Raw genomic sequence first — 23,420 nt, forward strand, 5'->3', positions numbered from 1 at the left:
CTTCTCGATAAGATCATCCCCTCACGGCGAAGCCGGAGGGGATGATTTTGCTTAATTCATGGATTCATTCTTGACGGTTTTCAGATTCCCTTCGTTTTGAATTGTTGTGTTCACGTCCAAGTCCATCTCCATCCGAGGAAGGTAATTTGTACGCCAATGGGCCAACTTATCCCGCGGGATCCTGGTACGGAAATACTGACCAACCCCCAGAATGTCGGCCTCGTGCTGTTGAATGTTCTTGAACATTCTGTTGAAACGCTGGGTTAGTAGAGTGTCCAGCTCGTCTTTGATCATATCCACGGAAGGGTCGCCTCTCGTTTCCAGGATAGACACTTTCAAGTTGATCTGGCTGCGCATATGAGGAATCCCATCTTTCATCGAGACGTGGTGATTCATGGAGTTGCTGACAATCAATACGCTGGCGTGGTTCAAGACTTCGATCTTGCCGTGCGCGCTTTGTTCACCAAACGCGTTTAACAGCAGGGTTTCATCTTCTGTAATCTGTCCGACCATCTTGCCATGCCGGATGATGGCGGCACCGACATTTTCGATAACCGTGCTGGTTCCCGACTTAATGATCGGGATTGCAACGTCCCGGGTATACGAATGAATGCTGCGAAAAATTTGCCAAGTTCGCGTGACCGCGACCGAAGGGCTCCAACCGGCATTTTTCTCGAAGAAGTTGTACAACACCATTTGTTCGGATTCCGACGTGTCCTGCAGATGATGGAAGAATCCTTCTAAATCCTCATCACATATGGCAACCATCGATTTCGCTGAAATTTCGCGGGAACGCATGAAGCTGGAAATACTGTCCGTTAGCCCTTCTTCGGCATATTTTCGCTCAAAAACAATGACTTTCAGATGCAGCAGATCAACGCGGGTCTCCATATTCGAGCTAATCTCATCGACGATCTCGGTAATCGTTTGTCCCGTTCGCATCACCAGCATCGATTGGGTCCCGTCCTGGCTGGATTTCGGGATCATAAGAAACACCTTGTATTTGGAATCGACCCGGGAGATCCCCATGATGACGGGCAAAGAACGGTGATTGATGTCTCGGTTATCCCAGCATCCGCTTAGGGCCAAGAGGCAGCAGGCCGCCAGCGTCATTTTCAGTAGAAGAAGACGGGTTCTCATGGGGCAGCCGCCGCCTTCCGCCGGGAAACCCTTCCCAGAATATAGACCGAAGAGGGAATTGTAAGGTAAATATAGAGTCGTACCCAAGCATTCACTCCAAATAAGAAATCGACATCCCGCCAATCGGGAATGTTGATGCCTGCGAGGAAGGTAAGCAAGGTGAGCCCGATGACGATGTAGGATGTCCGGAAGGTTTTGGGGATACAGCGTCTCAAGATCTCGGTAATCACCCAAGATGTCAAGGCCGTAAACAGCATGACGAACGTGACGGTACAGAGCAGGAAAAATATCGTGATGCGGTCAAACATCAGCCAGGTAATGTCAATGGTATCCACCGCAACGATAAAGGGAAAATGGTACTTGGAAGCGGTGTCCTCCCCAAAGGTTAGCACCGGAATATAAACGGCGATCAAAAAAAACGGGAATAGGGCCAGACTTCCCCATATGACTTTTTTTCGGTTATACCGGACTTTGGTCGAAATGAATCCGAGATACATAAACCCGCCGAAAAAAGCAAAAGAGCTTTCCAGGTAATCGGGGTCCGTAAGGAATGAAAAATCGTTGCTCCACAAAGGGAAGATGTAATGCCAATCTACATTCTGAAAAGCCATGCACAGGACAAAGGTGATGAGTGGAATAAAGATAAAGGCCATCAATACACTAGTCCGAAAGATGACCTGCACGCCCAGGGAGGTGAGGAATGCCGAAATAGACAAAGTGAGCAGCATGACCGCCCATAAGGGGGTATTGGATAGAAAGACAAGGGAGATCGTTTCCGCATAGGCCCGAATCGTCACAGAGGTCACCATAAACATGTAAACGAACAACGGCAACAAGAAGATCACGGCAACGGGCTTACCATAACGCAAATAAATATCGATCAGATTCTCCCCCTCAAAGCGGCTCAACCCTTTCGTGTACACGGAAATCAGAACCCAATGCACCAGGAAGCCCAACAGGATGGGAATCCAGTGGGCGGCTCTCGTGCTATCGATGATATTCGTTGGGAAGATAAAGAAAATCAGCCCGATATGGATTAGGAGATGTACGGACACAACCTGGTGGCTTTTATCCATTGGAATCATCCTTTGGTTTAATGAAGTATAAGAAGGGGATACCGTAGGTTGTTAGGCTGGACAAATAAGCACAGATGATGACCAACCCGGACATCACGCCAAAAACGCCATAAAGAGAAGCCAAGATCAGCGTAAGGTATTTGAACAGGCGAATCGGCAGTGAATTTTGGAATCCAACAACCGCCGAACTGGCGATGGTGGTCGCCGCCAAAATAATGATGAGCAGGCTGCTGACCAGCCGAGCTTCAACGACCGCTTGTCCCAGGATAATCCCCCCTACAACGGTTAGTGTTGGGCCAATGCTTTTGGGCAGCCGGACGCTGGCGACGATAATGAGCTCGAGTACGATCAACAACAGCAGCGTCTCTACGAAAGCGGGGTACGGCACACCGGTACGACTCTCCGCAATGCTGAGCGCAAGCTCGATGCGGAGCACCTCCGGATTCACGGAAACTAGTGCGACGTAAAGGCCGGGCATGATCAGGTTGATCATGATGCCGGCGACGCGCAACCCCCGAATCAAATACATAAACAGGATCGGATAATTTCGATCGTTCTCCATCATAAACAAATCGCCAATCAGTGCGGGAAGAATTAGGGCGAATGGAAAACGATCCAGGAAGAGAACAATTCGACCCTGGCGCAGGGCATGGGCGGCCTCCATCGGAAGCTCGGTGGTGTAGAATTTTGGGACTACGCTCCAGGGCTGGAAGCCCAGCGCTTTGCTGAGTCGCTGAAGGCTGTAGAGATCCCAGCTCTTTCTAGCTTCCAGACGCTCTGAGACCTCTTGGAGCAGGTTAGGCTCAACCTGGTCCTCCAAATACAATAAGGCCAGTTTACGGGGGGAGGTATTGCCGGTGAGGTAAGATTGGGTGCGTAAGGATGTGGTGTTTAGCTCCCTTTTCAACAGGCCGATATTGGTAATGAGATCATCATTAAACGCGCTGGCTGAACCCTGCAGCACATTTTCGTTTAAAGGCTGCTCAATGCTGCGAGTTAAGGTCACCGGGATCGGAACGACATCTAAATAAGTTTCGGGGTCCTCATAGTAAATGATCAGGTGTCCGCTGGATAACGCGGCAAACAGACGCACCTCATCGGGCTCAGAGATCGCCTGCCCCAGCTTGCTGAGCACAAATAAGGCCGGATCCCGATCCGTGACCGGAGCGATCTCCCAGTTTGCCTCACGGACGCGGGATTGCAGATTCGCCCACGTTTTTGGCAGATCGATCAGCGATTTAAACCCCATAATCCGGACAGGCCGTCCGGCCAAAATATGCTCTTCGATAAAAAAATCGTCGTCATGCTCAAATCGCTTGCGAATTTGATCCGGAAGCTTCATAGGACAATCCTCTTTCTCTATGGATTAACCCCATTATTTGTTGGAAGTGAGGGGAATATGTATGTTTATACGAAAAACACCGCCAAGCTCATCGGAGCGCTTGACGGTGTTCTTTTTACATCGGCGGTAGATTGGGCTGGCTTTTCATCACTTGCGGCGGCGTGTTATAAACGCGGGGCGGTGCCGGCGGCAGGTGGGGAGCGGGGGCATGCGGCTGAGGCTGGGCGACGTAATGGAAAGTGGCGCCGTCAGGACTTGGTCCATGTGCCCAAGGACCGGTTGCACTGGCCTCACCCCGAGAGAAGTTGAAGAGTACATGAGAGACTTCCTGTTTCTCCCGTTCTTTCGGGAAGGTGGTGGGGACGACAACGCCGCCCTCTTTGGCCTCGAGCTCTTTAATCGCCGCGATCCATTGGTTTTGATGCATCGTATCCCGGGCGAGCAGCCAGGACAGCATATCCTTCACGCCTCGGTCGTTTGTCATCTCGTAGAGCCGTGCCACTTGGAGCCTACCCTGAGACTCTGCGTTCAAATTGGCCCGGAAATCCGCGAGCAGATTCCCGCTGGCGATCGTATATCGTGAGTTCCAGGGATACCCGTTGCTATCCTGCGGTGCAGCGCCTAGCCCGGTAACGATCGCGTGCTGGGGATTAGATCCCCCGAGAATGGCGGCGATTACCGGATCTTTGGCGGCATCTTCCAGCGTCTCCATCGGCGCGTCGTCGAGCAGGCGGGCGATCATGGTGGCCAGCATTTCGACATGGGCCAGCTCCTCAGTGGCGGTATCCAGCAGCAAATCTCGGTATTTGCCGTCTCCTCGCGTGTTCCACCCTTGGAACAGGTATTGCATGGCTACCGTGATTTCCCCGAATTGACCGCCAAGCGCTTCCTGCAGCTTTCGGGCGTAGACCGGATCCGGACGTTCCGGTTTGGCTTGGTATTGCAGCTCTTTAATATGGAAAAACAAACGCATCCCTCCGTATAGTTCGTCATGAGAGATGTGTATTCAACGGATTATGCCAAATTGCCTGGACCTAAAAATGAACCAAGCTGATCAGCAAAAAAATACCCCGGAAGCTTATGCTCCCGGGTTGTCTATCTCCCAAACGGACAGCTAGCGGTGCTCGATCAAGTCGATCGTACCCAACACGATGTGGGCTAAACCGAATCCAAGCGCGCCGGTAGCGGCAAGCTTATACTTGCTTCCAAGCAGTGATGCAGCCGAAGCGGATACTACAGCTCCAAGAACGGTAGGAATCAAACCTTCGCGCATTTTCATACACCCCTTTGGTTTGGTTGGAAAGACGACGTTAGTCTAAGCAAAACGGGCACCGGCTATTCGCCAATGCCCGCTTCGTCTTCGTATTGTTATCCAAGTCTTCATGTACACGTGAAGACCGGCCTGTGTCCCTGCTTCGACTACAACATACTGCCTGTTTCTAAAACAACAAAAGCCCTACCTCTCATTTGTCCTTGCGGCTCCGATGACCGCGCCAGTGTGAATCAGAAAATCGTCAAAATTCTTACTTTTATTGGGTCATTCAAATAGGAATTTCATACCGGAATGGTATAAGGAGAGTTATAATCTTTTGAGGAACTGCAACGTGGTCATAACAACTAATTTTTAATTATACTTTAAACTATTAAAAAATGCAATACATATCCATAAAATTCCTCCTTAAGTGATGATTTTGTGAAACCCCGGGAAATCATCATGTGGTGAGACATATGTCACACTGGAGGAGGGAAGGCAACATGTATAATGAGTTCATCTAAGATTTATATAATCAAAAAATAAGGGAGTTTGCCATGAAACGCGGAGATATCCTGTTGATCGGACTAATCGTTGCCATCGCGTTGGTATTCTTGGTGCCGAGATGGCTTGGCGATTCAAGTGAAAACAATCACAACAATGAGAACCGGGTAGCGAGGATCACGGTTGACGGGAAGCTGTTCAAGACGGTGCAGTTAACCGGGGAGGAGCAGACCGTGGACATCAAAACGGAGTACGGCTACAACATTTTGAAGGTGCATGATTACGGCATTGAGATGATCGACGCCGACTGCCCGGACAAATTGTGCCTGACCTTCGGATTTATCGATCGGAACGGCGGTACGATTGTATGCCTTCCACATAAGTTAATGGTCGAAGTAGTGGCCTCGGGAGGAGACGATGTCGATGCACTCGTTAAATGAACAGTCCAATCTGATATTAAAAAGAACGGTAATCGTGGCGATTTTTGCGGCGGTAGCGGTCGTGCTCAGCCTGGTGGAATCGGTGATTCCGGTGAACATGAGCGTGCCGGGGGCGAAGCTAGGGCTCGCCAATATTATGGTGCTGACCTGCCTCTACTTCCTGCGGGCCCGCGACGCCTTGATGATGGTGCTGCTGAAAACGCTGCTGACCGCGTTTATTTTCGGAACCTTTTCCAGTTTCCTGTTCAGTATTATGGGCGCGTTGTTCAGCTTTGTCGCGATGTGGTTCCTGCTGTTGGTTGGCCGCAAGCGGCTTAGTGTGATCGGAATCAGCATCGTTGGGGGGATTGCTCATAATATCGGGCAACTGACAGCAGCCGCGCTGTACTTCAATACATCGAAGATCTTCTATTATTTGCCGATGCTGTTGATTATGGGGGTTCTGACCGGAATTGCGGTGGGGATTGCGGTGAGATATATGATCCCGTCGCTGTCGAAGCTGTCTTTATTTGAAGGCTTTTTGGCGGAAACGGCTTAAGCTGGAGGAGCTTTCGTACTTCGCATTCCTGAGGGGGTAGAGAGAAATGGGCGAAACCGGATGGGCTTACGAGCTTCGGGAGGTTTCCTTTGCATATCACCCGACGCATCCCGTACTTCATGAGATCACGTTAGGTATCCCTTCGGGCAGCTGGGTATCGCTAGTGGGGCCAAACGGCTGCGGAAAATCAACGTTGGCTAAATTACTCGGCGGGCTGCTGGCCGTAAACGGGGGGACCATTGACGTGGAGGGAACCCGGTTGGACCGAGAGTCGGTGACGAAGTTGCGTCCGCGGATAGGGATGGTGTTTCAAAATCCGGACAATCAATTTATCGGCGCCACGGTTGAAGAGGATATCGCCTTTGGCTTGGAGGGGCGCAACCTGCCGCGGGAGGTAATGGTGAACCGCGTGCGGGAATACGCGGATAAACTCAAGATCGGCCATCTGCTGAAGAAACATCCCGCCGAGCTGTCGGGGGGGCAAAAACAGCGGGTGGCCGTCGCTTCGATATTAGCGATGGAGCCGGGCATCGTGATTTTTGACGAGGCTTCTTCGATGCTGGACGAGAAAGCTCGCGGCGAGCTGCTCGCGATCCTGCGGGACATGAAGCGTACCGGTCGTTACACGATGGTGTCGATCACGCATGATGCCGACGAGATCCTGGCCTCGGACCGGGCGATCGTGCTGGGCGGAGGGACGGTGGCGGCCGATCTGACGCCGGAGGAGCTATTCCGCGACGAGGTGCTGCTGGCCGATTGCCGGTTGATCGCTCCGTACCGGATCCGGCTGCAGCAGGAGCTGAAGCGGCGGGGGGTTCCGCTTCCTGCCGGATGGGGACCGAACGGCGAAGAGGAGGCGGATCTCTAATGGCCATTCAATTCGAGCAAGTCAGCTTTGCCTATGACGAACGCAGCCTGTGGCGCCATAGTGCGCTGGAGGAGGTTGACCTGCACCTGGCGGACGGCGTGTTTGCCGGAATTGCCGGTGCCTCCGGTTCAGGTAAATCGACGTTGATGCAGCATTTTAATGGCATTCTGAAGCCAACGGGCGGCAAGGTTCACGTCCTGGATGTAACGATGGAAGCCGGCGGCCAAATGCCGCCGATGCGCGAGCTGCGCCGCCGCGTCGGGCTGGTCTTCCAGTTCCCGGAGCAGCAGCTGTTCGAGGATACGGTGGAGAAGGATCTCTGCTTTGGTCCGCTGAACTTCGGCTGTTCCTTAAGCGAAGCAAAGGAGCGAGCCAGCCGCGCGCTGGCGCAGGTTGGGCTGGACGATACGTTCCTCGGCCGCAACCCGTTCCACCTGAGCGGGGGCCAGATGCGCAAAGTGGCGATCGCCTCGGTGCTGGCGATGGAGCCGGATGTGATCGCTCTCGACGAGCCAACGGCAACGCTGGATCCGCAAAGCCGGGCCGAGCTGGCGGGAATGCTGTCGCGGCTGCACCGCGAAGCGGGGAAGACGGTGATTGTCGTGACGCACCGGATGGAGGAGATCCTCCCGTACGCCGAGCAGTGGATCGTGATGAAGGATGGCCGCAAGTCATTCCAAGGCAGCGTTGCCGAGCTGGTAAATGAGGCATCTCGACTGGAGGCCGAAGGGCTGGCGATTCCAGCGTGTATCCGCTACTGGAATCAGGCGGCGGCACGGTACGGCTTGACCGGCGAGCCGCCGTGCTTGACGGCGGAGGCGCTCGGCTGTTTCCTTTAACCAACCTTCCAGAAAGGGAGGGAACAAACCCTCCCGCCTTTTCACACACCCCTTTTGATCGGGAGAGAGGCGTGTAGGGGAAGAGTGGAGGTCTTGGTGGTCTGCCTATCACTACAAAAAAAAAATAGATCTTCTTTAGTACCGCACGGTGNGTGACGCACCGGATGGAGGAGATCCTCCCGTACGCCGAGCAGTGGATCGTGATGAAGGATGGCCGCAAGTCATTCCAAGGCAGCGTTGCCGAGCTGGTAAATGAGGCATCTCGACTGGAGGCCGAAGGGCTGGCGATTCCAGCGTGTATCCGCTACTGGAATCAGGCGGCGGCACGGTACGGCTTGACCGGCGAGCCGCCGTGCTTGACGGCGGAGGCGCTGGCCGAGCGGCTGGCACGGTTGTTGGCGGGGCAGCCGGCGACGCTCCGGGCGGAAGACGCGATCCCAGCCGGCGCTTCTGGGAAAGGAGGCGGTGGACATGCGGAATAAGCTGCTGTTTGGGCGCAGCATTGATACCGGCTCCTGGGTGCACGCTGTGGATCCTCGGGCCAAGCTGACCGGGATGGTGCTGTACCTGATCGCGATCGTGGCAGTAGGCTCTTGGCCCGCTTTGGTTGTGGCTGCTGCGTTTTCGGTCTGCTACATGCTGTCGACCAAGATTCCGCTGAAATATTATCTGAAGGCAGCTAAACCGCTGTGGGTGCTAATGGTGTTCATCTTCGTCGTTCAGTGCTTGACGGTCGACTCGGGGGCTGCGCTCTGGCGCATCGGCTCCTGGACGCTGTACAGCGGAGGGGTGAGCAGCGGGTTGATCGCCGCCTTCCGCATGGGGCTGTTGGTGTCGTTTACCGCGATCCTGACGTTTACAACAACGCCGGGGTTGTTGAACCAAGGCTTAAGCGGTGTGTTAAAGCCGCTTCGGCGGGTCGGCATCTCGTCCGAACGCCTGACGCTGATGATGAGCATCGCGCTGCGCTTCATCCCCACGATTCTGGATGAAACGCACAAGATCCTTAAAGCGCAGGCCGCCCGCGGCGCGGACCTGAAGGAGCTGCCGTGGAAGGAGAAGGGGCGCATGCTGGTATCGCTGCTCGTCCCGGTCACGGTCAGCGCCTTCCGCCGGGCGGAGGAGCTGGTTTTGTCCATGGAGTCCCGGGGCTATACGATCGGCGCGCCGCGCTCGGAATACCACCTGCTGGCCTGGACGGCCCGGGACACCTGGTTCGTGGTATCCTATGTACTCCTCGCGGCGGTGGCCGTGGCGTACCGGTTGATTTAAGGCGGGGGAGTGGGTTGGCCCTCCCCTGCACCGGGGTGGGCCAGTAAGGAAAGCGGGTAGAATGTTGTATTTCATACAACATTTGTAGCGGAATCAGTTGGGGTGGCGCTGAAATGTTGTAGTTTCTACAACATTCTTGCTTGAAACGCGCAGGAAGCCACCGAAATGTTGCAGTTTTTACAACATTTTCGCTCAACCCACTAGGATAGCTGTGAAAATGTTGTACAAAATGCAAGATTCTCCGCGAGTAAAGGAAGTAGACAGAGTTAGATGGGATAGGGTTGCTGGGTTGATCGTTTGATCGTTTGATCGTTTGGTTGGTTGACTGGCCATTTAATCATGTGAGGGGGAAACGACTGTGGCACGTTTTTTTAATGGGAAAGAAGTCGAGCTGCTTGCGCCCACAGGAACATTTGAAATTTTCAAACAAGTGATTGAGGAGAATTGCGACGCGGTCTATTTCGGGGGACCTAGCTTAAATATGCGTTTGATGCGCAAAGGCTTCAACTTTAGTTTGGAGGAAATTACAGAGGCGGTAAAGATCGCGCATGGCCTCGGCAAAAAAGTCTACATTACCGTCAACAATCTGCTCAATGAAGGCGAGTTGGATGAGGCGCGGGCGTATTTGCGATTTTTGGAATCGGCGGGTCCGGATGCGATTATCGTCCAGGATTTCGCCGTGTTGGCGTTGATCCGGGACATGGGGTTGAAGCTTAATGTCCATTCCTCCGTCATGATGAACGTGCATAACGTGGAGATGGTTCGCGCTTTGCAGGAGATGGGAGTGACCCGTGTCGTCACGTCGCGCGAGATGGATTTGATGACGACCCGCTATCTGCAACAGGCGACCGGCATGGAGCTGGAGTACTTCGTGCATGGGGATATGTGCTCGGTGCATGGGGCGAACTGTTATTTTAGCTCGATGGTGTTTGGGATGAGCAGCAACCGGGGCAAATGTCTGAAGCCGTGCCGCTGGGATTACCGCGTGAAAAAAGACGGCAACGTCTATCCGGCGGAATACCCGCTGGCCGTCAAAGATATGTTCATGTACGAGCATATTCCGGAGCTGATCCACGGGGGCATTACCTCCTTTAAGATCGAAGGCCGCATGCGGGATGCCGCGTTTGTAGTAATGCTCGTCAAGGCGTACGGCGACGCCATCGATCGTTATATCAACGATCCGGTGGGCTTTGAGCGCAGCCGGGATACGAAGCTGCTCTATGAAAACCGCAAGCGTGATTTCTCCACCGGGTACGCGTTTGGCCGACCGGGATTGTCCAACATCAACCGGCGGTATGAAGGGACGGGCAAGTTTTACAGCACAGGCAAAGTGTTCAGCACGCCAACGGAGGAGCGGGAACTCGGAGAGAAGCGCGTGGAAGTCATTCGTCAGGCGCTTGCGGCCGTTGGGGAAGAGAAGAAAGCGGCACGGAAGAATGAAACTTCGGTAGGCGTTTCCGTGCATGTCAATAATATGGCGCAGGCCAAAGCCGCTCTGGAAGCGGGAGCCGATCATCTCTATCTGTCGGGCGACGTGTTCGAGCCGGATCGGCCGTTTACAAAGGAGGAGATCAAAGAGCTGGCGGCGCTGAAAGGCAACGCCAAGCTGTATCTCGGCTTGCCGCGGATGATGACGGAGCAGCATTTTGAGCTCTACGAAGGACTGCTGTTCAGCGAGCGGCTGCCGATCGACGGCCTGATGGTAACCAATTTGGGGGCCATCCGCAAGTTTGCGGGCAAAGGGTATCCGCTGGTGGGCGATCTCAATTTGAACGTGTATAACCCGCTGTCGGCGGATTTTTACCGTGGGCTAGGCGTTCGCCGCTTAACGGCCTCGATGGAGCTGCCGCTGAAGGATCTCGCCGGGCTGCTGGCCCATGCGCCGGGTCCGCTGGAAGCAATCGTTCACGGTTCGCCGGCGATCATGTACATGGAGCATGACCTGTACGACAATGCCGAGGTGTACCAGGCGATCGCCGAGGAAGACAATCATTATGTTGACAACAGCATTTTGGTGCTGAAAACGGATAAAGGCGAAAACCCGGTCTACCGGGATGTGCATGGCCGCAATCATTTGATGATGGCCAAGGAATTGTGCCTGATGCCGGTCGTCAAAGAGCTGCTGGAAGCCGGCTTGTCCGTGTTCCGCATCGAAGGTGCGACCTACAAGCCGGAGCAGTTGGCTGAGATCGTGCGCGCCTATAAGGCAGCGTTGGCGAAGCCGGATGCAGCTGGGGAGCTATTTGGCCGGATGACGCCGGTATATGCCGGATACACGCTGGGTGCGCTGCAGTTTGATGGCGGTAGTGCCAGCGGGGCCGCAGGCGCCGGGGCGGAGACTTCGACGGCCGACGGTAACAACAGCGAAACGGCCAAGGAGACCGAGCAGGCCGCGGCGGAGTTGCACGCGCAGGCGCAGGCGGAAGTCGCAGCAAGTCAAGCCTAACGGCGGAAAGGGAGCGAAGGGATATGCAGAGCTATATCGGACCGGAAGAAGTGTTGAAGAAGCGCGAGCAGTATTTTTATCCTTGCACCAGTTATTTTTATCGGAATCCGCCGCAGCTGGTAAAAGGGGAAATGCAGTATGTCTACGGGCATGACGGCAAGCGGTATACCGACTTTTTTGCCGGCGTGTCGGTGGTGGCGAGCGGCCACTGCAACCCGGAAATCGCCGAGCGGACGGCCGAGCAGCTGCGGATGCTGCAGCATACGAGTACGATCTATTTGACGCAGCCGAATGTGGATTTGGCGGAGCGGCTGTCCGGCGTGCTGCCGGGCGAACTGCGCCGAACGTTCTTTGTCAACAGCGGCTCGGAGGCGAATGAAGGCGCGTTGCTGCTCGCCCGCATGCATACGGGGCGGCGGGGCTTCCTGGCGCTGGAGCAAGGGCTGCACGGCCGGACCTATCTGACGATGAGCGTGACCGGGCTTCAGATGTGGCGGACCGATCCACAGCTGGCCCACGACACGGACGTCACGTTTATCCCCCGGCCGTACGAGCGGGGGCTTAGCGCCGATGAGGCGGCACGCCGCTCCATCGCGGCGCTGGCGGCGGCGCTGGCGGAGAAGGGCGATACCTTCGCCGCGATGATCGCCGAGCCGATCCAGGGCAACGCCGGCATCATCGCGCCGGCGGACTGGTATTTCGCTGAAGTGAAGCGGCTCCTGGAGCAGCACGGGGTGCTGCTCATCGCCGATGAGATTCAGACCGGGTTTGGCCGGACGGGCCGGATGTTCGCCATGGACCGGTACGGCGTCACGCCGGACATCCTGACGATGGCCAAAGCGCTCGGCAGCGGCATCCCGGTGGCGGGCTTCGCCACCACCGACGTGATCGCCGCCAGCCTGAACCGGCCATCCGCCTCCACGTTCGGCGGCAACCCGGTTTCGTCCGTGACCGCGCTCGCGGTCTTGGACTACATCGAGGCGCATCGGCTGCCGGACCGGGCCGAGCGCCTCGGCGAGCTGCTGCGCGGCGGCGCGGGGCTGATGCTCGGCGCAGAGCTCTGCGCCGAGGAGCCCGCGCGCGGCGCGAAGCTCGTCGACGACGTGCTGGAGGCGATGCTCGACCGCGGCTACATCATCGGCAAGAACGGCGTGAACCGCAACGTTCTAGCCTTCCAGCCGCCGCTGGTCATCGCCGAGGACGACGTGCGCGGCATGCTGGACGCGCTCGAGGCCGTGCTGGCGGAGCTGGTGTAAACGCCAGCCCAGCCACGGCGTAATCGCCGCAAGCTCCCCAGCCTGAATAGCGGTAAATCTTACCGCTATTTCCCTGCATCGGAGCTGCGGTCGCCCGAATAGCGGTAAAAAGTACCCTTATTTACCGTCAATACCGGCGAAAACCGCCTTGGATCACGAAATAGGGGTAAATAATACCGCTATTTCGGCCAAATCGGCGGTTTTCCGGGAAATAGCGGTACTTTTTACCGCTATTTGGTGGGTGGCGGCGCGGAAGGACTTGGAGGGCCTACAGCCCTTCGAGATCTTGAGAGACCTAAAGGCCCTGAAGCCCCGATGGTCTCGAAAGTTCCGGAAGCTCCTGAAGCTCTGGAAGCCCGAAAGCTCCAGAAGCTCCTGAAGCTCCGAAAGCCCGAAAGCTCCAGAAGCTCCTGAAGCTCCGGAAGCCCGCAAGCTCCATAAGCTCCTGAAGCTCCGGAAGCCCGCAAGCTCCATAAGCCCGTGAAGCTCCCCAAGGGCGCCGTGGCTTCACGCAAATTGTTTTTGAAGGAGAGTGACCATCCCATGGAAGTAGCCCGTAAAATCGGAACCAAAATCCGGTTGTACAGCGAATTGGTGATGTTTTCGCATACGTTGTTTTCGCTGCCTTTCGCCATCATCTCGATGATTTGGGCGGCGGAGGGATTCCCGTCATGGCGTGTGATGCTGTGGGGGCTGATCGCCCTCATCGGCGCGCGCAACGGGGCCAACGCGTTTAACCGCGTGGTCGACCGCGTCTTTGATGCACAAAACCCGCGCACCGCCCATCGTCACCTGCCGAGGAAGCTGTTGGAGTCGAAGGAGGTGCTGGTGTTCGTGGCGGTCAACTATGCGATCTTTATTTTCGCCGCAGGTATGTTAAATACGCTGTGCCTGATCCTGTCGCCGGTCGCCATCTTCCTGATCTCATCCTATTCCTATACCAAGCGATTTACGTACCTTAGCCACTTGTACTTGGGCTTTACGATCGCCTCGGCCCCGATTGGGGCCTGGTTCGCCGTCACCGGCCAGTTTGCGTTTACGCCGTTTATCCTTGGTACGATCGTGATGCTATGGATCGCCGGGTTTGACATCATCTATGGCTCGCAGGACATCGAATTTGATCGCAACCACGGCCTCTGGTCGATCCCCAGTGCATTTGGACTCAAGAACGGCCTGCGGATCGCCGCTGGCCTGCACACGATCATGGTGCTGCTGCTGATGGCCTTGATTCCGATCCGCCATCTAAGCTGGCTGTATATCACGGGAATCATCTTGGCCATCCTGCTGCTGATGACGGAGCATAAAATGATCAAACCGTCGAACCGCAAAATCATGAACGTGGCATCTTATAATTTGAACCAAGTGATCAGCATGATGATCCTGTTCTTTACCCTTGGCGATTACTTTCTGCTGAAATAGCACTTTACTCAAAAACCCCCTCGCGTCCTACTGAGACGTGAGGGGGGTTGCTTCTTATAATCGAATATCGATGGATTGGGAGTAGTCAACTTCCATCTTCCCGATGACTTGAAAAGGCTGAAGGGAGCGATCCAGTTCCTCGATTTCATCCTGCCATGCTTGGGAAGTTCGATCCACTGGGGTTTGACGGGGCTCGTTAACGATCCCGGCTTTTTCTGAAAGCTGTGCCTTATAGTCCGATAACGCAGTTACGGTGTGATGGTACAAATCGCTGATCTCCGCGGAGCTTTTTCCGGCCAAGTCGGCCAAACCGAGACCTTGGGCGGACAGCCCCTCAAATCCTGGCGGCAGCAGAGGGGACTGCTGATTCAGGCGGCTTACCCCCATATAAAACTTGCCGTAAAAATCCGTCATCAAGTTGACCTGATCTTGGATGCGTGATTTGACGAGGGAGATGCCTTGCTCTAGGGCTTCCAGGTCTTCTTGGGTTGTCTGTGAGTTTGCTTGGGCTTCTTGTAAAGCAAGCTCCCGTTTCTCCAGCACAGCTAAATATTTCTCAACAGGCTCAAGTCCATCCAGCAAATTCGTGTAGGTGGATAGGGCTTGATTTAATGGAGAAATAGAACCCCCGGCAGTGATCACGGCTTCGCTTCGTCCGCTGCCCTTTGGATCGGCTTGATCCAGCTTAGCCAAGGTCATTTTCTTAAGCCGAAGATCCTGCTCATCCCCCAGATGGCTTTGTTGAACCCGTTTGTTCAACAGGTCAGCTACCTGATTCGTAGCAGCAGGTCTTGTAAACTGTCCATTCATCCCCGTAATTCGCATAAGTAACCTCCTTCTCAACGCGGAATCCAATATTCATCTTCTAATCCACTTATCGGAATATCATGTGAAAAAATGAACCTACATTAACGGTAAAAACAAAAATCCCTTCGCAGATCAAGTCGGCAAGGGATTTATTGGTTCGAGAACGTATGTTCGAATTGTGGCACATCGCATAGAAGGCGGCCCTTATTCGATTTTCATAATATTAGTATAAAACAGCCGCGAAGATAAGTCTATATTTTTCCAGGGCAATCCCTTATAGTGGGGGTACCCGGCCGGGTATACGTTCACAAATTTTAGGAGGAGCAAGTGCAGTTACGTATCTGGGATGCCAATTTGAAAATCAGACTAGTGGGAGAAGCGCTTTTTAACCTGCTGTTCTGGATGTACTTTCCGTTTATTGCCGTCTATTTCGGAACCGCGCTGGGGAATCGCACAGCCGGTCTCTTAATGGCCTTGCCTCCGCTGTTTAGTATGGTTGGCAATCTGGTGGGCGGTGCGCTAGCGGACCGGATCGGACGCCGCCCGGTGATGCTGGCCGGTGCCTTGATTCAAGCGCTGATGTTTGTCCTGTTTGCGGTATCGTCCTCTCACCTGATCGAGTACCTTGCTTACATCGGCATCGGTCTGGGAGGTGCGGCATACCGGCCAGCGAGCTCCGCGATGGTGGCCGATCTGGTTCCTGCCGAACATCGGAGGCAGGTCTTTGCGACGTTTACGACGGCGAACAACTTGGGGGCGGTACTTGGACCCGCTTTGGGAGCCGTATTCTTTTTCCGGTATCGGCAGGAGCTGTTATGGACCTGTGCGGGAATTCTGCTACTATACTTTATCGCCATCTATTTCGTGATTCGAGAGACGAAGCCGTTCGCGGCCTTGGGTGAAGAGCCGGCCAAGCCTGTATCGCTTCCCCGGTTCTTCCATGAGCAGTGGAAGGGCTACGGCGTCATCCTCCGCGATCGGGTGTTTTTCGTCTATCTACTGGCAGGGGTTTTTGCCCTCGTACCGATCATGCAGTTGGATTTATATCTGGCGGTCTATTTATCCAATGAGGTACCAGCTCAGGCCTTGTTTCAATGGGGCAGGGGTGCCTTGACGTTGTCGGGAAAAGAGGTCTACGGTTGGATTCTCGGCTTTAACGGGCTCTTGTTTGTCCTGTTTGTCCTCCCGATCACGAAATGGCTGCGGCATTGGAAGGAACGCGATATCTTTGTGATGTCCGCGCTGTTATCCGGAGGAGGCACCTTTGCGGTTGGGTTGAATCCGCAGCTCTGGTATCTGTTTGCGGTGACCATTTTGTATACATTAGGGGAAATGATCCGGATGCCCGTTACGCAGAGCTTTATTAGCCGTTATGCGCCGGAGCAGGCAAGAGGGCAATATATGGGGGCGGACAACCTGCAATACACCTTCGGCCGAATGCTGGCGCCCATCACCGTCACCCTGTCGGCCTGGCTGCCCCCTATGGGCGTATTTACAGTAATCTTGGTCTTTGCCTTTGTCAGCGTTGGATTCTACCTTCAGCTCTACCGTATGGCCCCGGAGCCGGAAACCCCTTCTTCGGAGAATTCTTAGTTACTTAATAAAACGCAAAAAAACGCGAACCCAAGGATAGGAAGATCCTTGGGTTCGCGCTTTGGACATCGACGCTACTTCTCCCGCCCGCTAAAATAATCCAGCAACGCCTGCAGATCGCGGTGAGCGGGGTAATGGGTCAACTGGTCGATAATGTCCTGCGCTTCGCTGAGATAGCGGCAGCTTAACGCTTCGGTTTGCTCCAATGCGCCGCTGGCTTGGATCGCCGCAACAACGGCGTCTACTTCTTCGGCAGGGCTGTCTGCCGTAATCGCCCGGATCGATGGCGCCAGCCCCTTATCCTGCAGGGCATAGAGGACGGGGAGCGTCACCTGGCCGCTGCGCAGATCGCTGCCGGCCGGCTTACCCAGCTTCTCCGCCGATTGCGTGAAGTCCAGCACGTCGTCGCGGATCTGGAACGACATGCCCAGCTTCTCGCCGAAGTTGTACAACAGCCCCGCCGTTTCCGTGTCAGCGCCGGCGGCTTTTGCGCCGATTTGCAAGCAGGTCGCCATCAGCTGGGCGGTTTTATTCTTTGACTTCTCCAGGTATTCCGGAATCGTCACGTCGTAATCAAACAGATGGGAGAGCTGCTGGTATTCGCCTAAACATAACTTGGTGGTCGCCATAGAGGAGAGGTCGTAAACGAATTTCTCCCGTTCCGCGGAGTAAACGGAGATCAGCTCAATCACTCGGGCGGACATATAGTTGCCGACATGCAGCGCACCGCTGACGCCCAGCTTGATGTGCATGGCTTTCTGACCACGGCGCATTGGCGAATCATCGATGATATCGTCATGGATCAGGGAGGCGGCGTGAATAAATTCCGCAGCCGCAGCAAGGCGCCATACCTTCTTCGGGTCGGGATCGGGGCCAAAGCGGCTGCCTACGATAACCATCAGGGGACGAACCCGCTTGCCGCCCGAACGAATCAGCTCCACGATGCTCTTCGCCAACTGGGAAGAACGGGGGACGTCACGGTCGTATTTCACCATGTTCTCAATTTCCCGATCGACCGTTTTCAATGAGATGTTTAACGTTTCCTCAAGCTTCATGGCGATCCCTCCGGAGTATGGATTAGCGGTTTGATGGATGCTTAGGTTTAGCCGGTTGCGAATCCTCCATCAGGGAGCTTCGCGCCCTTCGAGCTTCACATCGCCTTGGTAGCGGTACTGCGGTTATTCTCCAGCTGCAGGAACAGTTCCCAAGCTTTGAGCAAGCGCTCGTCCTCGGAGCGTCCCTCCACGCGTTTGATTTGCAACTGCTTAATAATAGGAGCCAGATGCACAAGCAAATCGAATTCTTCCCATTTCAAGCAAAGCTCAACGTAAAAACTGTATAGGTAGTCGCCGTCCAGCACTTTGCGGGTCAGCGCCTCGCCGGGGGCAAGGGAGCTGCATTCGCTGTGGCGCTGCATAGCGAGCTTGATTGCGATGTAAATGGATAACCGTTGACGCTGGCGTGCCGGCGTCATGTCATATTGCAGCAGCAGGTCTGCCAGCGGGGTTGCTTCTTCATAAGGTAAATCGATCTGAATGCCGGCCTCGGGCGATAATTCGCCCTGCAATAAGCGATAAGCGTCTTGAATGAGTTGGAATTTCATTAGGGCACACTCCTCACAGAGGTAGTTCAAAAAGCCGTCTTGCAGGGACCCTGACACCGATTTCGGCAAAGGAGAAAAAGGAGAGTAATGTGCGCCAGGCGCACATTACTCCGGTTCAAGGTTTCATAAGAGCTGTTTATTCGGTATAGAGATACCATCTTCGTACCAGAGGGATTCGTTTCCATTGTTTCTTGAGCCAAGGAAGGACGTAGTAATCCAGGCCAAACGTGCTGCCCGATCCACCGATCAGGGCAACGCCTGCGGTCATATACCACAGCATTTCGGTCGATGCCATGCTGGAAGACCAGATCATGACGCCCAACGCAACGGTCGCTGCCGAGGCGATGGCGGTGAAGAGACCTACGATGATCATGACGCCAAGCGCGATTTCCGCAAAGACCATAAAGAACTGGAATACGGTAGCTAGTGCGGTGTAACCGCCGTCCGAAGTGTAGAAGAACACATCCATAAACCAGCCAACGATCGATTTAATAAATCCAGGCACCGGCAAGGCAGTGACTGCCGTTGAGGCGCTTTCCACGGCCGAAGCTGCCGCTTGGGCATCTACGGTTTTGGTGACCTCACCGGCTGCTTCACTGGCTGCCGAAATGACATCCGCTTTGGGAGAAGCCGGGATCAGGAAGATATTCGATGGATCCTTCCAAACCTTCGGAAGCTTGTCGATGCCTTCTTCCAGCCATTTGTAGCCTACGAAAAGCCGCAGCGGCAGGAGCCAGAAGTTCGGCGACCGCTTCGCAAAATGACCGCCAACGAAGCTTCTGCGATTGTTCACGTGGAAGAATTCGTGCATCATATAAGTCCATACTTTGGCAAAGCCAGCCACGGTGAACAAATAGTACATATTGATCAAGTGCTTGCTGAACATTGCCATGAAGCCGCTCAGCATAAACATTTTGTTCGGAAGACCTACATTCGCTACGCCGTAGCGGCTGCCGATACATACCATCGTGCCGTGGAAGCCGGGTTTATAAGACTTCTTCGGTTTACCGTGAACGTCCGCATAGATGTTGTGCGCGATGAGCGGACCGGCTTGCTCGGCATTTTCAACCATCTGCGGCACCGGACGGGTCTCGCCTTCCGGAATGAAGAAGATGTTGTCGCCGACGATATAAACGTCCTCGTGATCGATGCTTTGCAGCTTATCGTTCGTGACGATCCGTTTGCGGCCTTCCTGCTTCACGTCGAGCTTGCCAACGAGCTCGGAGCCTTCGACCCCGGCCGTCCACACGATCGTGTCGGCTTCCAGCTCTTTACCTTCGCCGAGCTGTACGCTGGTTGGCGTTACGCCGGTGATCTTGGCGCTCGTAATGATTTCTACGTTCATCTTGTGCAGCCGTTTCGCTGCTTTTTCGATCAATTTATCCGGCAGGATCGGCAGGATTTTCGGAGCCATATCGGCTACGACCAGACGGACCTCGCTCGGATCGATAAAGAACTCTTTGCACAGCTCGTCGCGGAACTCGGCCAATTCGCCAACCAGTTCCACGCCCGTGAAGCCGGCGCCTACGACAACGAAGGACAGCATCTTGCGGCGTTTGGCGGCATTGCGAACCTTCGCTGCCTCGCTGAACTTGTTGCGTACTTGCTCTTTCAAGCGTACGGCGTCTTCATAGGACCACAGCGTCAGCGCATGCTCCTCGGCACCGGGAATCCCAAAGAACGTTGGTTTACAACCGGTACCGATTACAAGGTAGTCGTATTGATAAGTCGTTTGCTCGGAACGAAGTTCTTTGGCGTTAAAATCAATGTTATCGATGGAATCCAGAACCACGTCGACTTTTTGTCCGGCAAAAATCTTCTTCAGTTCGATTTTGACCGAATCTTCCGGTGCCCGATTGGCTGCAACTTCGTGCAATTCCGTCAGCAGCGTATGGTAGGGGTTCCGGTCAATCAGCTGGATCTCCACGTCTTTATCTTTTTTGAACAGTTTGGCCAGATGCTTGGAAGTAACAACACCGCCATAACCGCCGCCCAAAACTACGATTTTCTTCAAGTGGTTCACCTTCTCATTTTAGGGTGGGTGGGAATATGCGTTTATTTCGCTTGTTCAAGAGCCTTGGTAACAAGTTCGAAATGCGGTTGCAGCGTGATGGTTGCACCGGCGATGGCATCGGTTTTGCCTTCTTCGTTAAACGTTACGGCTGCCGGATCTTGCTTCTCAACCAGGTAAGCTTCGGCTTTCGCTGCTTCTTCATGCCATTCGCCTTGCGAGCCAGCCGCTTTCATGCCGTATTTGCCATCGATCGAATATTGTTTTTTGTCTTCCCCTTTGTCGTTTACGCCGCTAAAGTTAACTTTAACGATCTTGCCTGCCGCAACGACGACATCAACCGTATCTTTCCAGCCCGAATGCTCGTCGAATGCAGCGCCTTCGACATGGTAGGTGCCGTCTTTGTAAGGACCCGCTGCAACTGGACCTGCGGTCAGCGCTTGATCGGCCAAGTTAAAGAATTCACTTACATGGACAGAAACACCGGCAATCGCGTCGGTTTTGCCTTCGTCATTCAGGGTAATAGCTTTTGGATCTTGTTTCTCGATCAGGAATTGCTCAACCTTCTCGGCTTGCTCATGCCATTCGGAAGAGGCGCCGCCGGCTTTCATGCCGTATTTGCCTTCTTTGGAGTAAGTCACTTTATCGACAGGAGCTTTCTCGCTCAGCGCGTTCCATTTGGCTTCCGTGATTTTGCCACCGGCGACTGTCAGGGTGACGTAGGATTGCCAGCCGGAATCCGCATCCACTTCACCTTGGGCATAATACACGCCGTCTTGATATTTGCCTTGCTCTGCAGATGCATCATTGCTGCCTGCGTTTGTTGCATTGGTGTTGGTGGCAGCCGCGTTGTTTGCCGGCTCTGTTTTGTTTGCGCTGTTCGCGTCGTTGTTCGACCCGCAGCCGGCCAATACACCGAGCAGCAGGGCACTGCTAAGGATAATTGAAGCTTTTTTCATGATAGAGACCTCCAGTGAATGAAATATATATATTAAAATGTGAAGACATTTTAATAACGACAATCAGGCGGGGAAAAGCTTGAAAAGGGCTGATTTTATGAGGGGTTCAGGAGTCCCAAAACCTTTGTTCGATGGAATTTTAGCATATAAGAATAGGTGTTAATGTGAAATAAATCACATGAGGTGTGACATAAAACAACTCCCTAAACCGTCGGAATCTGCGCCACGCAAGGGTTTGAGCGTTTGTAAGCGATTGCCTAATATTTAAAATATTTATTTTTAAGATGGGGACTTAATAGAGATTTGTGAATCTGTTGTTGAAACCCGACTAATTACCTAGCTGCATAGGTGAAAACTCCCGGTTTTTTAAGGTGATCCACCCCGTGGACATCCGTAAAGAGGGCTTATAAACAAAAAGTTCCAAACGGCTTGTGAAAATAGTCATGACAAATGCCGATATAGTTAGAAGCGGGCGCTGCCCGAAAATATCGCGAGACGGAAAGAAGGCATCCTTTTTGACGGTGTATAGGACGTTTATTTCGCGCCTTTTACTTAATTATGCAGCAGGCTCCTTGCTTGCGGTCGTCGCGATCGCGAGTCTTATTACAGCCGCGCCTTTGAATATATCTCCCTCGGAATACGCTTGGTTGATCGGCATCCTGAGCATTTCAATATGCTGTATGCTGGGACTGGAATGGTTTGTATTTGCCCGGCAAATGAAGCCGATCCACAGCGTATTTATGGAGGAGATCGGCAGCTACCAAACGCTTCAGAATGTATACATACGTACGCATCGTTTACCCTCGCTCGCGGTCAAGCGCATCCTCGGGCCTCATTTGTTTGGCCTGGTGGTACCGGGAGCGGGCTTAACGCTGTGGCTCATTCAATCCGGCCACCTGTCGATTCCGCCTTACTACGTGCTGCTTGCCACCTTAGGCGGCATCTTAGTTAGCGGTATGCACGCCTTAGTTGAATATTACTTAACCTCCTATGCGATTAGGCCGGTTCTGGAGGAGCTTATCGCATGGAGCCGCAAGATGTTTGGCAAAGAATTATCGCTTCACGGAAGGGTTATCGTCCCTGTATCTCGAAAGTTAAAATGGAGCTTTGCATTAATGAGCATGGCCCCGTTGCTGCTGTACAGCTTATCGATGCAGTTTCGCTTCGAAGAGCTTGGCCATGGCGCTTATGCTTATTGGCAATGGGCCGGATATATTTTAGCCGTGAGCATCGTCTTTGCGATTATCGGTTCCCGGCTGCTGGCGCGCGAAATCATGCTGCCGATTCAGCATTTGTACGAACGGATGGCCGAGGTGAAGACCGGAAGCATTCGGACCGGGGCCAGCGATTTGTTTTCCGACGAGTTTTCCCGTCTGGTTACGGGCTTTAATCATATGCTGCGGGGGCTGCAAACACAGGCCTCGCGAAACAGCCAATTGGTGGACAGCTATTTCGGCACATTAGCGGCGGCGCTGGATGCCCGCGATCCATATACGGCCGGCCATTCGCTGCGGGTTGCGGAATACGCGGTCAAAATCGGGGAGATGGCCCGTTTGTCCGAAGAGCGCCTTGATGAGCTGCGCAAGTCGGCGCTGCTCCACGATATCGGCAAAATCGGGATCCGCGATGCGGTTCTGCTGAAAGAAGGCCGCTTGACCGAAGAGGAATGGGAGCAGGTGAAGCAGCATCCTGCGCTTGGCGAAGCTATTTTAAAGCAAGTGGAACCTGCGGATGCGATGGCCCCTTATTTGCCGGGGGTTCGCTCCCATCATGAACGGTACGATGGCGGGGGCTATCCGGACGGCTTGTCCGGGGAAGAGATCCCGCTGTTTGGACGGATTATCGCCGTGGCGGACGCCTTTGACGCGATGACCTCCGACCGGCCTTACCGCAAAGGCTTGGAGCGTGATCAAGCGATCGAAATTCTGGAGCAAGGCCGCGGAACCCAGTGGGACCCGTATTTTGCCGAATTGTTCGTGCAGTATTATCGGCGGGGGAACCAAAGCAAAGAATCCGGCTAAAATTGCGAAAGACCAGCCGATTTGGCAATCAGGA

21 protein-coding genes are annotated in these 23,420 nt (G+C 54.1%); 11 read left to right on the forward strand and 10 right to left on the reverse strand.

Annotated elements, in window-relative coordinates; translation table 11 throughout:
• Positions 1–51 precede the first annotated feature (51 nt).
• From BN3277_RS10625 to BN3277_RS10645, 5 genes are all read right to left on the reverse strand, one after another.
• Entirely contained in the window at positions 52–1,140 is a 1,089-nt protein-coding gene (locus BN3277_RS10625; RefSeq protein WP_059042404.1) for a Ger(x)C family spore germination protein, read from the reverse strand.
• Entirely contained in the window at positions 1,137–2,216 is a 1,080-nt protein-coding gene (locus BN3277_RS10630; protein ID WP_059042406.1) for a GerAB/ArcD/ProY family transporter, read from the reverse strand. Before BN3277_RS10630 ends, BN3277_RS10625 begins: the two co-directional genes overlap by 4 nt.
• Positions 2,209–3,558 (reverse strand): spore germination protein, encoded by a 1,350-nt coding sequence (locus BN3277_RS10635; protein ID WP_059042408.1) that lies wholly within the window; start codon positions 3,556–3,558, stop codon positions 2,209–2,211. Before BN3277_RS10635 ends, BN3277_RS10630 begins: the two co-directional genes overlap by 8 nt.
• Before the next feature lie 115 nt (positions 3,559–3,673).
• A complete protein-coding gene (locus BN3277_RS10640) occupies positions 3,674–4,525 on the reverse strand; it encodes a manganese catalase (RefSeq protein ID WP_059042410.1) in 852 nt (283 codons plus the stop codon).
• Between the two features lie 147 nt (positions 4,526–4,672).
• On the reverse strand, positions 4,673–4,831 hold the full coding sequence (locus BN3277_RS10645; RefSeq protein WP_055106627.1) for a hypothetical protein: 159 nt from the start codon (positions 4,829–4,831) through the stop codon (positions 4,673–4,675).
• A 536-nt stretch (positions 4,832–5,367) separates the two neighbouring features.
• Between BN3277_RS10645 and BN3277_RS10650 the strand changes: the two genes are divergently transcribed.
• The 9 genes from BN3277_RS10650 (at position 5,368) to BN3277_RS10695 (ending at position 14,392) form a co-directional block, all read left to right on the forward strand.
• Positions 5,368–5,754 carry a NusG domain II-containing protein gene (locus BN3277_RS10650; RefSeq protein ID WP_059042412.1) on the forward strand — a complete coding sequence of 129 codons (387 nt, stop codon included), beginning with the start codon at positions 5,368–5,370 and terminating at the stop codon, positions 5,752–5,754.
• Positions 5,738–6,292: a Gx transporter family protein gene (locus BN3277_RS10655; RefSeq protein WP_089153339.1), complete on the forward strand. Its 555-nt coding sequence runs from the start codon at positions 5,738–5,740 to the stop codon at positions 6,290–6,292. Before BN3277_RS10650 ends, BN3277_RS10655 begins: the two co-directional genes overlap by 17 nt.
• Before the next feature lie 46 nt (positions 6,293–6,338).
• Positions 6,339–7,160, forward strand: coding sequence for an ATP-binding cassette domain-containing protein (locus tag BN3277_RS10660; RefSeq protein ID WP_059042416.1), 822 nt, complete (start codon positions 6,339–6,341; stop codon positions 7,158–7,160).
• Positions 7,160–7,999: an energy-coupling factor transporter ATPase gene (locus tag BN3277_RS10665; RefSeq protein WP_059042418.1), complete on the forward strand. Its 840-nt coding sequence runs from the start codon at positions 7,160–7,162 to the stop codon at positions 7,997–7,999. The genes BN3277_RS10660 and BN3277_RS10665 overlap by 1 nt, the downstream gene beginning before the upstream one ends.
• Before the next feature lie 164 nt (positions 8,000–8,163).
• On the forward strand, positions 8,164–8,481 hold the full coding sequence (locus BN3277_RS10670) for an energy-coupling factor ABC transporter ATP-binding protein (protein WP_232436384.1): 318 nt from the start codon (positions 8,164–8,166) through the stop codon (positions 8,479–8,481).
• On the forward strand, positions 8,471–9,271 hold the full coding sequence (locus BN3277_RS10675) for an energy-coupling factor transporter transmembrane component T family protein (protein ID WP_059042420.1): 801 nt from the start codon (positions 8,471–8,473) through the stop codon (positions 9,269–9,271). The genes BN3277_RS10670 and BN3277_RS10675 overlap by 11 nt, the downstream gene beginning before the upstream one ends.
• Before the next feature lie 358 nt (positions 9,272–9,629).
• A complete protein-coding gene (locus BN3277_RS10680) occupies positions 9,630–11,717 on the forward strand; it encodes a peptidase U32 family protein (RefSeq protein ID WP_059042422.1) in 2,088 nt (695 codons plus the stop codon).
• A 23-nt stretch (positions 11,718–11,740) separates the two neighbouring features.
• Positions 11,741–12,973: an aspartate aminotransferase family protein gene (locus BN3277_RS10685; protein WP_059042424.1), complete on the forward strand. Its 1,233-nt coding sequence runs from the start codon at positions 11,741–11,743 to the stop codon at positions 12,971–12,973.
• A 543-nt stretch (positions 12,974–13,516) separates the two neighbouring features.
• Positions 13,517–14,392, forward strand: a complete 876-nt coding sequence (locus tag BN3277_RS10695) for a UbiA-like polyprenyltransferase (RefSeq protein ID WP_059042427.1) — start codon at positions 13,517–13,519, stop codon at positions 14,390–14,392.
• 54 nt (positions 14,393–14,446) lie between these two features.
• On the opposite strand, the gene BN3277_RS10700 is transcribed toward BN3277_RS10695, so the two are convergent.
• Positions 14,447–15,217 carry a hypothetical protein gene (locus tag BN3277_RS10700; protein WP_059042430.1) on the reverse strand — a complete coding sequence of 257 codons (771 nt, stop codon included), beginning with the start codon at positions 15,215–15,217 and terminating at the stop codon, positions 14,447–14,449.
• A gap of 309 nt (positions 15,218–15,526) precedes the next feature.
• Between BN3277_RS10700 and BN3277_RS10705 the strand changes: the two genes are divergently transcribed.
• The gene (locus BN3277_RS10705) at positions 15,527–16,792 is read left to right on the forward strand and encodes an MDR family MFS transporter (protein WP_059042431.1); all 1,266 of its coding nucleotides are present in this window, start codon (positions 15,527–15,529) and stop codon (positions 16,790–16,792) included.
• 74 nt (positions 16,793–16,866) lie between these two features.
• Here the strand turns inward: BN3277_RS10705 and BN3277_RS10710 are convergent, their stop codons facing one another.
• From BN3277_RS10710 to BN3277_RS10725, 4 genes are all read right to left on the reverse strand, one after another.
• Positions 16,867–17,847, reverse strand: a complete 981-nt coding sequence (locus tag BN3277_RS10710) for a polyprenyl synthetase family protein (RefSeq protein WP_059042433.1) — start codon at positions 17,845–17,847, stop codon at positions 16,867–16,869.
• A 95-nt stretch (positions 17,848–17,942) separates the two neighbouring features.
• The gene (locus BN3277_RS10715) at positions 17,943–18,395 is read right to left on the reverse strand and encodes a hypothetical protein (RefSeq protein ID WP_059042435.1); all 453 of its coding nucleotides are present in this window, start codon (positions 18,393–18,395) and stop codon (positions 17,943–17,945) included.
• Positions 18,396–18,531: 136 nt separating this feature from the next.
• A complete protein-coding gene (locus BN3277_RS10720) occupies positions 18,532–20,409 on the reverse strand; it encodes an NAD(P)/FAD-dependent oxidoreductase (protein WP_059042437.1) in 1,878 nt (625 codons plus the stop codon).
• 41 nt (positions 20,410–20,450) lie between these two features.
• Positions 20,451–21,365 carry an FMN-binding protein gene (locus BN3277_RS10725; protein ID WP_059042439.1) on the reverse strand — a complete coding sequence of 305 codons (915 nt, stop codon included), beginning with the start codon at positions 21,363–21,365 and terminating at the stop codon, positions 20,451–20,453.
• Positions 21,366–21,880: 515 nt separating this feature from the next.
• Between BN3277_RS10725 and BN3277_RS10730 the strand changes: the two genes are divergently transcribed.
• Positions 21,881–23,386: an HD-GYP domain-containing protein gene (locus BN3277_RS10730; RefSeq protein ID WP_059042441.1), complete on the forward strand. Its 1,506-nt coding sequence runs from the start codon at positions 21,881–21,883 to the stop codon at positions 23,384–23,386.
• The last annotated feature ends 34 nt before the right edge of the window (positions 23,387–23,420 follow it).

The sequence above is a fragment of the Paenibacillus rubinfantis genome (genome assembly GCF_001486505.1).
GTDB classification, from domain to species: domain Bacteria; phylum Bacillota; class Bacilli; order Paenibacillales; family Paenibacillaceae; genus Fontibacillus; species Fontibacillus rubinfantis.

Coding starts and splice junctions, on each gene's coding strand:
- BN3277_RS10635 (WP_059042408.1), bottom strand. CDS start 3,558: ATGAAGCTTCCGGATCAAATTCGCAAGCGATTTGAGCATGACGACGAT.
- BN3277_RS10655 (WP_089153339.1), top strand. CDS start 5,738: ATGCACTCGTTAAATGAACAGTCCAATCTGATATTAAAAAGAACGGTA.
- BN3277_RS10625 (WP_059042404.1), bottom strand. CDS start 1,140: ATGAGAACCCGTCTTCTTCTACTGAAAATGACGCTGGCGGCCTGCTGC.
- BN3277_RS10645 (WP_055106627.1), bottom strand. CDS start 4,831: ATGCGCGAAGGTTTGATTCCTACCGTTCTTGGAGCTGTAGTATCCGCT.
- BN3277_RS10695 (WP_059042427.1), top strand. CDS start 13,517: ATGGAAGTAGCCCGTAAAATCGGAACCAAAATCCGGTTGTACAGCGAA.
- BN3277_RS10715 (WP_059042435.1), bottom strand. CDS start 18,395: ATGAAATTCCAACTCATTCAAGACGCTTATCGCTTATTGCAGGGCGAA.
- BN3277_RS10710 (WP_059042433.1), bottom strand. CDS start 17,847: ATGAAGCTTGAGGAAACGTTAAACATCTCATTGAAAACGGTCGATCGG.
- BN3277_RS10725 (WP_059042439.1), bottom strand. CDS start 21,365: ATGAAAAAAGCTTCAATTATCCTTAGCAGTGCCCTGCTGCTCGGTGTA.
- BN3277_RS10675 (WP_059042420.1), top strand. CDS start 8,471: ATGCGGAATAAGCTGCTGTTTGGGCGCAGCATTGATACCGGCTCCTGG.
- BN3277_RS10630 (WP_059042406.1), bottom strand. CDS start 2,216: ATGGATAAAAGCCACCAGGTTGTGTCCGTACATCTCCTAATCCATATC.
- BN3277_RS10665 (WP_059042418.1), top strand. CDS start 7,160: ATGGCCATTCAATTCGAGCAAGTCAGCTTTGCCTATGACGAACGCAGC.
- BN3277_RS10700 (WP_059042430.1), bottom strand. CDS start 15,217: ATGCGAATTACGGGGATGAATGGACAGTTTACAAGACCTGCTGCTACG.
- BN3277_RS10660 (WP_059042416.1), top strand. CDS start 6,339: ATGGGCGAAACCGGATGGGCTTACGAGCTTCGGGAGGTTTCCTTTGCA.
- BN3277_RS10650 (WP_059042412.1), top strand. CDS start 5,368: ATGAAACGCGGAGATATCCTGTTGATCGGACTAATCGTTGCCATCGCG.
- BN3277_RS10685 (WP_059042424.1), top strand. CDS start 11,741: ATGCAGAGCTATATCGGACCGGAAGAAGTGTTGAAGAAGCGCGAGCAG.
- BN3277_RS10670 (WP_232436384.1), top strand. CDS start 8,164: ATGGAGGAGATCCTCCCGTACGCCGAGCAGTGGATCGTGATGAAGGAT.